The organism is Acidovorax sp. GW821-FHT10A04 (assembly GCF_059415825.1).
This window is the reverse complement of record NZ_JBWKNZ010000012.1, coordinates 202,139-213,144: the sequence shown is the minus strand read 5'-3', so window position 1 is coordinate 213,144 and position 11,006 is coordinate 202,139. Positions and strand designations below refer to the sequence as shown.

12 protein-coding genes are annotated in these 11,006 nt (G+C 70.0%); 3 read left to right on the top strand and 9 right to left on the bottom strand.

Features of this window, described 5'->3' with window-relative positions; genetic code table 11:
• The first annotated feature begins 6 nt into the window (after positions 1–6).
• Positions 7–501, top strand: a complete 495-nt coding sequence (gene folK, locus AC07PF_RS23800; protein ID WP_494605276.1) for a 2-amino-4-hydroxy-6-hydroxymethyldihydropteridine diphosphokinase — start codon at positions 7–9, stop codon at positions 499–501.
• Here the strand turns inward: folK and AC07PF_RS23795 are convergent.
• Positions 498–1,226 carry a TetR family transcriptional regulator gene (locus tag AC07PF_RS23795; protein WP_494613527.1) on the bottom strand — a complete coding sequence of 243 codons (729 nt, stop codon included), beginning with the start codon at positions 1,224–1,226 and terminating at the stop codon, positions 498–500. The two genes, folK and AC07PF_RS23795, sit on opposite strands and share 4 nt — an antisense overlap.
• Positions 1,227–1,345: 119 nt before the next feature.
• Between AC07PF_RS23795 and AC07PF_RS23790 the strand changes: the two genes are divergently transcribed.
• Positions 1,346–2,659: an aspartate aminotransferase family protein gene (locus tag AC07PF_RS23790; RefSeq protein WP_494613505.1), complete on the top strand. Its 1,314-nt coding sequence runs from the start codon at positions 1,346–1,348 to the stop codon at positions 2,657–2,659.
• A 42-nt stretch (positions 2,660–2,701) separates the two neighbouring features.
• Here the strand turns inward: AC07PF_RS23790 and AC07PF_RS23785 are convergent, their stop codons facing one another.
• Positions 2,702–3,685 carry a Bug family tripartite tricarboxylate transporter substrate binding protein gene (locus AC07PF_RS23785; protein ID WP_007859734.1) on the bottom strand — a complete coding sequence of 328 codons (984 nt, stop codon included), beginning with the start codon at positions 3,683–3,685 and terminating at the stop codon, positions 2,702–2,704.
• A gap of 59 nt (positions 3,686–3,744) precedes the next feature.
• Positions 3,745–4,806, bottom strand: coding sequence for a CDP-6-deoxy-delta-3,4-glucoseen reductase (locus AC07PF_RS23780; RefSeq protein WP_494613504.1), 1,062 nt, complete (start codon positions 4,804–4,806; stop codon positions 3,745–3,747).
• A 43-nt stretch (positions 4,807–4,849) separates the two neighbouring features.
• On the opposite strand from AC07PF_RS23780, the gene AC07PF_RS23775 reads away from it, so the two are divergent.
• A complete protein-coding gene (locus tag AC07PF_RS23775; protein ID WP_494613503.1) occupies positions 4,850–5,797 on the top strand; it encodes an SDR family oxidoreductase in 948 nt (315 codons plus the stop codon).
• 4 nt (positions 5,798–5,801) lie between these two features.
• On the opposite strand, the gene AC07PF_RS23770 is transcribed toward AC07PF_RS23775, so the two are convergent.
• The 6 genes from AC07PF_RS23770 to AC07PF_RS23745 all read right to left on the bottom strand — a co-directional run bounded on the left by AC07PF_RS23770 (position 5,802) and on the right by AC07PF_RS23745 (position 10,980).
• A complete protein-coding gene (locus AC07PF_RS23770; protein ID WP_494613502.1) occupies positions 5,802–6,800 on the bottom strand; it encodes a hypothetical protein in 999 nt (332 codons plus the stop codon).
• Between the two features lie 177 nt (positions 6,801–6,977).
• On the bottom strand, positions 6,978–7,703 hold the full coding sequence (locus tag AC07PF_RS23765) for a DUF4124 domain-containing protein (RefSeq protein ID WP_494613501.1): 726 nt from the start codon (positions 7,701–7,703) through the stop codon (positions 6,978–6,980).
• A gap of 30 nt (positions 7,704–7,733) precedes the next feature.
• Positions 7,734–8,258 (bottom strand): hypothetical protein, encoded by a 525-nt coding sequence (locus AC07PF_RS23760; protein WP_494605054.1) that lies wholly within the window; start codon positions 8,256–8,258, stop codon positions 7,734–7,736.
• 292 nt (positions 8,259–8,550) lie between these two features.
• Positions 8,551–9,510, bottom strand: a complete 960-nt coding sequence (locus AC07PF_RS23755; protein ID WP_007859746.1) for a chemotaxis protein — start codon at positions 9,508–9,510, stop codon at positions 8,551–8,553.
• Positions 9,511–9,742: 232 nt separating this feature from the next.
• Complete coding sequence (locus AC07PF_RS23750; RefSeq protein WP_494613500.1) at positions 9,743–10,039, bottom strand: antibiotic biosynthesis monooxygenase family protein; 297 nt, start codon at positions 10,037–10,039, stop codon at positions 9,743–9,745.
• A gap of 80 nt (positions 10,040–10,119) precedes the next feature.
• Complete coding sequence (locus tag AC07PF_RS23745; RefSeq protein WP_494613499.1) at positions 10,120–10,980, bottom strand: LysR family transcriptional regulator; 861 nt, start codon at positions 10,978–10,980, stop codon at positions 10,120–10,122.
• Positions 10,981–11,006 lie beyond the last annotated feature (26 nt).

Here is an 11,006-nt window from a genome sequence, read left to right as displayed (position 1 = left end):
GCCGGCATGGCTGTCGCGGCCTTCATCGGCCTGGGCGCCAACCTCGGTGACCGGGGCGCCGCGCTGCAGCAGGCGCTGGCCTCCCTGGCCGCCCTGCCGCAGACAGCAGTGCGCCAGGTCTCCTCGCTGTACCGCAGCGCGCCCGTGGATGCCGACGGCCCCGACTACCTGAACGCCGTGGCCGAGCTGGCCACCGGGCTGTCGCCCACGGCCCTGCTGCAGGCCCTGCAGGCCATCGAGGCGGCCGCGGGCCGCGAGCGCCCGTACCGCAATGCGCCGCGCACGCTGGACCTGGACATCCTGCTCTATGGCGACGAGGCCATCGCCACCCCCACCCTCACCGTGCCACACCCGCGCATGGACGAGCGTGCCTTCGTATTGCTGCCGCTGTCCGAACTGGCGCCTGCGCGCGTTGCGCCAAGCCAGCTGGCGGCCGTTGCCGACCAGCGCATCGAGCGCACAGACACCCTGCTCTGGCCAGTGGCAGGCGCCAGCCGCTAAACATTGCGGGGCAGCCGCGCGGCCAGCCCCTGCACCACCACCTCCGTCCAGGCCTCGAAGCCCGCATCCAGCGGGTGCGTGCTGCCGCTGCTCCAGCGCACCACGAAGGCCCGGTTGGCCATCTGCGGCAGGTGCCTGGCCAGGGTCGGGCAGGTCGCGCCGTCGACCTGCGCCAGGCGCTGCTGGTGGCCTGCGGCCCAGCCGTCGGGGTCGTCGTCGGGCTGCGGCGCCAGCTCCAGGGTCACGAAGCTGACCATGGCGGCAATCACCACGTTGTAGGCATCGAACAGGCCCTGGTCCGTGAAACCGGCCGATTCGAGCAGCGCCAGGATGCGGTCCAGCAGCAGCGGGTCCAGGCTGGCGTTGGAGACCAGCTGCGCACCCAGCACCGGGGCGATGCGCGGGTGCCGGTGCACGGCCAGCCGGTAGCGCGCGAACAGCGCGCGCAGCTCTGCCTGCCAGTCGCTGTGGGGCGCGGGTGGTTCCAACCCGCCCACGGCGGCCGTCACCGCACCGGCGATCAGCGCATTGCGGCCCCCGGGCACATGCCAGTACAGCGCCGTGGGGTACACGCCCAGCGACCGGGCCAGGTCGCGCACGCTGAACCCCTCCACCCCCCGCTGGTCGATGAGTGCCAGCGCGGCTGCCAGCACACTCTCGCGCGACAGGGGCGCGGCGGCTGCGGTCTCGGGGGCTACGGGGTTTTTGGTGCGGGCGCGGGGCATCGGCAAGGGGGCGAAGGCAGTTGTTGGCGGATTGTCGGGCATCCGGTGGCGCCGAATGCACCGCTTGCCAGATCGGCATCGCGGATCCATAATTTCTTGTACACCGTACAGGAAATCGCATGAACGCCACCCCCGCACCCTTGGACCACGCCCTGTTCCAGGCCGTGGAGAACTACCGCACACGCAACCCGCGCAGCGCTGCCCTGCTGGCCGAGGCCGAAACGGCGCTGCCCGGTGGCAACACCCGCAGCGTGCTGTTCCACGGCCCCTTCCCGCTGAGCATGGCGCGCGGCGCGGGCTGCAGGGTGTGGGATGCCGATGGCCACGAATACATCGACGCGCTGGGCGAGTTCACGGCGGGGCTCTACGGCCACTCGCACCCGGTGGTGCTCGCAGCCATCGAAGAAGCACTGCGCGGCGGCATCAACCTCTCGTCCCACACGGCGCGTGAAGGCCTGCTGGCGCACGAGATACAGCGGCGCTTTCCGTCCATGGAGCTGCTGCGCTTTGCCAACTCGGGCACCGAGGCCAACCTGCTGGCCCTGGCCGCCGCCAAGGCGCACACGGGGCGCAGCAAGGTGGTCGTGTTCGATGGCGCCTACCACGGCGGCGTGCTCACCTTCGCGGGCGGGGGCTCGCCGATGAACGTGCCGCACGATTTCGTGCTGGCGCGCTACAACGATGCCGACAGCGTGCGCGCGCTGGTGGCCGCGCACGGGCCGGACGTCGCCGCCATCCTGGTCGAGCCCATGCTTGGGGCCGGCGGCTGCATCCCCGGCGAGCCGGCCTTCCTGCAGGCGCTGCGCACCCTGGCCGACGAATGCGGCGCGCTGCTGGTGTTCGACGAGGTGATGACCTCGCGCCTGTCCTTCGGTGGCCGGCAGGCGCTGTTGTCCCTCCGCCCAGACCTCACCACCGCCGGCAAGTACCTGGGTGGGGGCATGTCGTTCGGGGTGTTCGGCGGGCGCCGCGACGTGATGGAGCGCTTCGACCCGCGACGCCCCGATGCGCTGGCCCACGCCGGCACCTTCAACAACAACGTGCTCACCATGGCCGCCGGCCATGCCGGGCTGATCCAGGTGCTGACCGCCGAGGTGGTGCAGGCGCTCAATGAGCGCGGCGAGCAGCTGCGCGCGCGCTTCAACGCCGTGCTGGAGCGCCATGGTGTGGACATGGCTTTCACCGGCACCGGATCGCTCATGACCCTGCACGCCACGGCCGCGCCGGTGCGCTCCCCCGCCGATCTGCAGGGCACCGACGGGCGCGCCAAGGACCTGGTGTTCTTCGGCCTGCTGGAAGAAGGTGTTTTCATGGCGCGGCGCGGGCTGATCGCGCTGTCCCTGCCGGTGGGCGATGCCGAATGCGATGCCCTGGTGGCCGCGCTGGAGGCTGTGGTGGTGCGCCACCGCGCCGTGCTGCCGGCCCGGGCATGAAAAAGGGCCCCGAAGGGGCCCTTGCAACAGAGACGCCGGGAATCAGTCGACCTTCGCACCCGAGGCCTTGACGACCTGCTGGTACTTGGCGCGCTCGCTGGCCATGAAGGTCTCGAACTGCGCGGGCGTGGTCGCCACCGGCTCGGCCAGCAACAGGCCGAAACGGGTCTTGGTTTCGGGCGCATTCAGCGCCGCGACGAAGGCCTTGTTGAGCTTGTCGATCACCGGCTTGGGCGTGGCCGCAGGCGCCACCAGGCCCCACCATGTGTCGATGGAGAAGCCCTTGAAGGTGTCCGACAGCGGGGGCACGCCCGGCAGGTTGGGGCTGGCAGCCAGCGAGGTCACTGCCAGGGCCTTGAGCTTGCCGGCGCGGATGTTGGGGGCTGCGGCGGCCAGGTTGTCGATGTTGAAGTCCACCTCGCCGGCCAGCAGGGCCAGCTGGGCGGGGTTGGCGCCGCGGTAGGGGATGTGCAGCGCGAAGATGCCGGCGCGCTGCTTGAACATCTCGCCGGCCAGGTGGCCGGCGCTGCCGTTGCCGCCGCTGCCGTAATTGAGCTTGGCGGGGTTGGCCTTGGCGTAGGCGATCAGGTCCGCCAGGTTGTTGATCTTGAGCTGCTCGGCCTTGGCGGCGTTGATCACCAGCACGTTGGGCACGCGCACCATCTGCGTGATGGCCGCGAAGTCTTTGGCCGCGTCGTAGGGCATGCGGCTGTACAGCCAGGGGTTCACGGCGTGCGTGGCGGTGGCCGAGATGCCGATGGTCAGGCCGTCCGGCGCCGCCTTGGCGATCGCATCGGCACCGATGTTGCCGCCGGCGCCGCCCTTGTTGTCGATGATCACCGTGCCCAGCGAATCGCGCACACGCTCGGCCAATGCACGCGCCGTCACGTCGATGGGGCCGCCCGGTGCATAGGGCACGATCAGGCGGATCGGCTGGCCCGAGTCCTGGGCCATCGCAGCGAGGGGAAGGGCAGCGGCCATGACGGCAGCGCTGGCGAGAAGGGTGGTGAGATTTCTGCGGTTCATGGCGCCATTGTGCAAAAAATGGAGTGTCCACTCCAGAATGGGTGGTCTTGGCGGCCGTGTCAGCCGTGCTTGTCGGCCTCGGAGGTGAAGGCGTCGGCAAAGAACTCCTCGGGCGGCAGGCCGCGCCGGGCGCTGTAGGCGTCGCGTGCCGATTCGACCACGATGGGCGCACCGCAGGCATACACCTGGTGGCCCGAGAGATCGGCAAAATCGTCCATCACGGCCTGGTGCACAAAGCCCGTGCGGCCGGTCCAGCCGTCTTCGGGCTGGGCGTCGGAGACCACGGGCACGTAGGTCAGGTGGGGCATCTCGGCCAGGCGCTGCTGTATCCAGTCGGCCATGTACAGGTCCTGCGGGCGGCGCCCGCCCCAGTAGAGCACCGTGGGCCGCGTGCTGCCCTTGAACTGCAGGTGCTCAATCAGCGCCTTGGTGGGCGCAAAGCCCGTGCCCGAGGCGAGCAGCACGATGGGCTTGTCCGAATCCTCGCGCAGGAAGAAGCTGCCGAACGGCCCCTCCACGCGCAGGATCTCCTTTTCCTTCATGGCGCCGAACACGTGGTCGGTGAAGCGCCCGCCCGCCATGTGGCGGATGTGCAGCTCCACTCCCGGGGCCTCGCCCTGGGTGTGCGGCGCATTGGCCATGGAGTAGGCGCGGCGCGCGCCGTCGCGCAGAATGAACTCGATGTACTGCCCCGCGTGGTAGCGGAAGGTGTCGGCCGCCGGCAGCTGCAGGCGCACCTGCATCACGTCGTGCGACTTCTTGATCAGGGTGGACACGCGCACCGGCATCTTCTTGACCGGGTAGGCGCTCTCGTCCGTGACCTGGCGCGATTCGAGCACCACGTCGGAAAGGGGCTTGGCGCAGCAGGTCAGCACGAAGCCGGCGGCCTCCTCGTCGGCGCTGAGGGCCTTGGACTGGTGATTGGCGTGGAACACCGCGCCGCTCAACTTCTTGCACTTGCAGGAGCCGCAGGCGCCATCCTTGCAGCCGTAGGGCAGGCCGACGCCGCTGCGAATGGCAGCGGACAGGATGGATTCATCGCCCTGTGCGGCAAAGGCGCGGCCGCTGGGCTGCACGGAAATCTGGAACGTGGACGTGGGGGCCGCCTCGGCGCTGGTCATGTTGTGGGTATCCTTGGGACGTATCTTCTTCGCGGACCCGATTTTGCCCTCAAACCAAAACCCCCTCGGCGCCCTGCCGGCGCGCTTTCGCCGTGAACGCCTGCTGATCGTGGGCTGCGGTGACGTTGGCCAACGCGTGGTGCGCCAGCTGCAGGCGCACGGTACGGCGGCTCCGCGCCTGCGCGTGCTGGCACTCACCTCCAGTCCGGCACGTGTGGACGGCCTGCGTGCGCGCGGCATCACGCCGCTGGTGGGCAACCTCGACGACGGCGCCACCCTGCGGCGCCTGTCGGGCGTGGCCACGCGGGTGATGCACCTGGCGCCGCCCCCCGGCGAAGGCGCCGGCGGCGACGCCTGGTGGCGCGACCCGCGCACCGTGGCGCTGGCGCGCGCGCTGCGCCTGCGCAGCCAGCCGGCCTCGCTGGTGTATGCCTCCACCAGCGGCGTGTATGGCGACTGCCAGGGCGCCCTGGTGCCCGAGACCCGGGCCCTGGCGCCCGCCACCCCGCGTGCACAGCGCCGCGTGAATGCCGAGCGCGCCGTGCGCCACCTGGGGCGCACGGGCGTGCGCGCCAGCATCCTGCGCATTCCCGGCATCTATGCGCCCGACCGCGAAGGCGGCACGCCCGAGGCGCGGCTGCGCAAGGGCACGCCGGTGCTGTTGGCCGAGGACGATGTCTACACCAACCACATCCATGCCGACGACCTGGCCCGTGCCTGCCTGCGTGCGCTGTGGAAGGGGCGCGCGCAGCGCATCTACAACGTGTGCGACGAAAGCCACATCAAGATGGGCGACTATTTCGACCTGGCGGCCGACCTGTATGGCCTGCCGCGTCCGCCGCGCCTGCCGCGCAGCACGGCGCAGGCCCAGTTGCCGGTCGTGCTGCTGAGCTTCATGAGCGAGTCGCGCCGGCTAGACAACCGGCGCATGCTGCAGGAGCTGGGCCTGCGGCTGCGCTACCCCACGGTGGCCGAGGGCCTGCGCACTTAGGTTCTCAGGGCCTTTCCAGGCTGTTCGACTGCTGGCGCGCACGCCAGTCGGTGGGGGCCGGGCCGGGACCATACTGCACCGGGCGCTCGTTGCGGGCCCGGTCGGCGGCAGCGCGGCGGTCGCGCTCCATCTGGTCACGCCGCGCCTGCTCGCGTTCCCGTTCCGCTTGCTGGTCGCGGCGTTCCTGGTCGCGCCGGGCGTTGTCTCGATCCCGTTCACGGCGCTCGCGGTCGGCCTGGTCGCGCTGCGCCTGGTCCCGCTGTGCCTGCTCGCGGTTGCGTGCATGGTCGTGCCGCTCCTGGTCGCGGCGGGCCTCTTCACGTTGCCGGTCGCGCTCCCGCTCCCGTTCCCTTTCCCGTGCCGACTCACGTTCCTGGTGGTAGCGGCGGTCGCGTTCCATCTGGTCGCGCAGGGCCGCTTCGCGGTACTCCTGGTCCCGCTGGTCCTGCTCGCGCTGGCGCTCGCGTTCCTGGCGGTCGCGCTCCATCTCGCGCGCCATGGCCTCCAGGCGCCATTCGCTGTCGCGCCGCGCGTCTTCCTCGATGCGGCGCATGCGGTCCATGGCCTCCGCATAGGTGGGGCGGATGATCGCAGGCGGCGTGCTGCCGGGGTGGGGCCGAACGGTCGCGGGCGGCGGGGCAGCCGCCTTGGATGGCGCCGCTTTCGGGGCAGCTCCCGCCGTGGCGGACCCGGGTGGAATGGGCGAGGGGTAGCTGGCCAGGTCGACGTGCTGCAGGCCGGGCAGGCCCGATGGGCGGTGCGCACCCACCGAGGTCGTGGTGGAAGACAGGGGCGCCGCCACCGTCGAATCCTGCACGGGTGCAGCGGCAGGGCCGGGTAGAGCCGCCGGGGTTGGCAGCGGCTGTACGGGAGAGGGCTGGCTGGCCAGACGGGCGTACTGCAGGGCGAGGGGATGTGCCGGGTAGGTGCCGCGCGGGGCGCAGGCGGCCAACGCCGCAGCGATCAGGGACAGGCATGCCAGGCGCACGGGCAAAGGGGTCATGGAGCTCCTTGGGCAACCGCCAAACGACGGCGGTGTTCGCTCTAGACGCGCGATGGGGCCGGGCGGTTGACGCCAGCGCCTGCGGTATTTGGGTGAGTGCCAGGGCCGCGCAGTGCCGTGCGGCGGGCGTGCCTGGGAGGAGGGGAAACAGCGCAGGACCGGGCTGCCCCGCAGGCCTCAGCAGGGCGCCTGTCCGCCGTTGGATCTGCAGACCCCGCCGGGGCCCGGGAAGCGCCCCGGGCCGCTGCGCGGATAGGTATTGCCCTGGTTGTCCGTGCAGCGGTAGTCCGAGCACTGCGTGAGCCGCGGAGGCTGCGGCTGGGGTGTGGTGGGGAAGGGCTGGGGAAACACGGCGGGCGGGTAGCCAGGGCCGTAGCGTGGTGGCACCACCACCACGCGCGGTTGCGCGGCGCGGGCGCGTTCGACCTCGGCATAGCCCTGGGGGCCCAGGCAATCGAGGTCCATCTGGCGCTGGGCGGCCTCCAGGCGCTGCCCTTGCTCCTGCGTGGAGCGTGGGCCCTCGCCAGCCAGCATGTCGTAGTTGCGGCGTGAGCGCGCGCACTCGGGCGAGCGCGCATAGTCCTGCGGCAGCGGGGCGTTGGCGGCGCGCGCACGGTTGCGATCTTCGGCACGCCGGGCCTCGGCCTGGGCCGCATCGTTCTCTGCCTGCAGGCGCTGCTGCTTGCGCTCCAGCGCCTCGGCGGAGAGCTGCCGGTCGAGCAGGATCTCTTCGGGCGTGCGGCGGGGCTCCACTTCACGGGTCGCCTCGCCGCTGCTGCAGGCCCCGTCGGTGTACGTCACCTTGCCGGTGCGCGCATCGGTACAGCGGATGACCTGGGCCTGCGCGCCCAGGCACAGCCAGGCCGTGCAAAGGCCAAGTACAAGGTGGCGGGCCAGGATCATCTCGCGTCCTGCGGAGCAGCCAGCCATTGCTCAGGGCTGTTCCTTGCTGTTCGATTGCTGGCGGGCACGCCAGTCGGTGGGTGCCGGGCCGGGGCCGTACTGGCGGTTGTCGCCACGCGACCGCTCTGCGGCTGCGCGCCGGTCGCGCTCGATCTGGTCGCGGCGTGCCTGCTCGGCCTGGTTGCGGCGGTCCTGGTCAGCCTGGTTGCGGCGCTCCTGGTCGCGGCGGGCGTTGTCGCGGTCGCGATCACGGTCCCGATCGCGGCGTTCACGCTCGGCCTGTTCGCGCCATTGCTGCTGAGCGCGCTCACGTTCCCGCTCGCGCGCCCAGTCGCGCTCGTCGCGGCGGTTGCCGTAGTACGCCGGCGGCGGCGCCACGTACACGGGCTGCGGCGAATGGTAGACCGGCGGCGAATCGTAGATGATCGTCGACGAGCTCGGCGGGTAGTAGGTGGGGGCGGGTGCGTAGTACGGGTCACCCGGTACCGTGGCACAGCCGGTCAGCACGGCGCCCAGGACCGTGGCGGAGAGAACGCGGGCGATGGTATTTGTCATATGGATTCAGACTCCCGGCGCACGGGGCGCGTTCCGCGTTGCAGGTAAAGGCCCGGAAAACAACACCACGATGGTGTTACATCCGCCAGGCCGCTTGCAACTTGACGTTTGAGCCCCGCATTTGGTTGACCGGACACCAGTTTGCCGCAGACAGGCGTGCCGCGATAGCCCTTGCGGGTAGGCCAAATGCCACTGGCCGGGTAGGTGCGTGACATCGTTCACGCCCCAAGGCCCGCGTTGCCGCTGGTTGCGCCGCCGCAGCAGCGCAGCGGCCCGGCAACGGGCTGTTTTCTTACTTGGGCAGCACGCGGCGGATGGTCTCCGCCAGGTCTTCGGCCACGAACTTGGCCACGTAGCCATCGGCGCCCACGCTGCGCACGTGGTCTTCGTTGGCCGAGCCCGACAGCGAGGAATGGATCACCACCGGCAGTCCGTGGAAGCGCGCGTCCTGCTTGATGTTGCGGGTCAGCGTGAAACCGTCCATCTCGGGCATTTCCAGGTCGGTCAGCACCATGGCCACGCGGTCCAGCACCGTCTTGCCTTCGGCCTCGGCACTCCGGGCGATCGCGTTCAGCCGGTCCCAGGCTTCCTTGCCCGACTTGACCATCTCGTAGGGCGCGTTCAGGGCCTTGAGCTCCTGCTCGATGAGCGAGCGCGCCACGAAGGAATCGTCGGCCGCCAGGATGATGCTGCCGGGCTTGAGCTTGAGCTTGGCGCCCACCTTCTCCTCGGTGACCTCGTGGCCGTCCGAGGGCGAGACCATCTGCAGGATGGCCTCCACGTCCAGCACCTGGGCCAGGCGCGACTCGTCGGTGTTGCCATCCAGGCGGGCAATGCTGGTCACCAGCTTGCCCTTGGCACCGCTGGTTTCGGCCGAGAGCACCTGCTTCCAGTCCAGGCGCACGATGTCTTCCACCGATTCCACGGCGAAGGCCTGCGTGGTGCGTGCGTATTCCGTCACCAGCATGATGTTCAGGCCGGTCTGGGGCTTGCAACCCACGATGGAGGGCAGGTCCAGCACGGGAATCACCTGGCCGCGCAGGTTGACCACGCCCAGCGAATGCGCCGTGGTACCGGCAATGGGCGTGATGCTGGGCATGGCCACGATCTCGCGGATCTTGAACACGTTGATGCCGAACAGCTCGGACTTGCCCAGCGCGTTGTCGGTGCCCAGGCGGAACAGCAGCAGCTCGAACTTGTTGGTGCTGGTGAGGTTGGTCCGCTCGTCGATGTCCTGCTGCACTGCTTTCATGGGAATGTCCTTTGCGCTGATACGCGCGTTTACAAATTCTAGGATCAGAACGGTGTGCGCAGCACGTTAAATTGTCAGGGCGTACCCGAATGGGGTCTGCCCACCCCCCAACGTCGCGGCGCCGAGACACTGCAGGTGCATGTTCCGTGCCGGCCTGCTGTTGTTGCTGTTACATATCGGCGAAACGCTGCGCACGGGCCCTTGGTGCCCTGGGAATGCCCTGGACATTTTGCTACAGGCCTGCCACCGGTCCATAGTGCAGCACGGTGGGAAAAGGGTCATAGAAATGGTGCAGCAGCGCCTTCCATTCCTGGTACTGCGGCGATTGGCGAAAGCCCACCTCGTGGTCCTCCAGGGTGTTCCAGCGCACCAGCAGCACATAGTCGTCCGGGCGCTCGATGCAGCGCTGCAGTTCGTGCGACTGGTAGCCCGGCATCGAGGCGATGATGCGCCGGGCCTGGGCAAAGGCCTGCTCGAAGGCACTGGTCTGGCCGGGGCGGATGGTGAGTTGGGCGATTTCCAGGATCATGGGACGGTCTGTTGGGGGTGGTGGGTGCAGCCTCGGTTGTACCCCAGACTCCCCGCTGGACTGCCCTGGGTCCAGGTTTTCTAGGCCGCGCTCGAGAGCGCGGTCGGTGCCGCCGCCCCTGCCGCGATCACCCCCAGCAGCGCCAGCATGGGTGCGTCCGAGGCGTCGCAGGCCAGGCCCATGTGCCGATCGAAGGCCAGCGCTCCGTCCAGCGGCCGTACCACCGCGTGGCGCGCATGGGCAGCGTGCGATTGCGGCACCACCGCCAGGCCGATGCCGGCATCGACCATGTGCAGCAGCAATTCCTCGCGGTCGGCGCTGGCGCGCACCGTGAGCGCAATGCCCCGCTCGGCCAGCAGGCGGATGAAGGACTGGTGCAGCGGGCAGTGGGGCCATTCGATCAGCGGCAGGCCCTTGAGGTCGGCCACGCCAAAGCGCTTCCTGAAGCGCAGCGGGTGCTGGCCGGGTACCAGCATCACATAGGGTTCGCGCCACAGGGGAAAGAAGGTGTCGCCGGGTGCCTTGCAATGCTCGGCCACCAGACGCAGCCGGGAGTCCTCGGCACTGGCGGTCAGGCGGACCAGGGCGTGGGGCAGGTGCTGCTCCAGCTGCGCCAGCAGCGGCGCGGCCGGGCCCACGAGCAGGGTGTCCTGCAGGAAGATGCGCAGGGTCTCGCGCGGCGCCTCGCGGAAGTCGCGCACCATGGCGCTCGCGTCCGCCAGCAGGCTGCAGGCGCGCGGGTACAGGCGGTGGCCCTCGGGCGTGGGCGCCAGGCCGCTGCGGCTGCGCTCGAACAGCATCGCGTCGAGCGCATCCTCCAGCCCCTTGATGGCCATGCTGATGGACGGCTGCGCCACGAAGCAGCGCCGCGCGGCCGCCGTCACCGAGCGTTCCTCGTAGGCGGCCACGAAGTAACCGAGCGCGCGCAGGTCAAACAGCATGCTGGCGGAAGGCTCTGCTTCCCACG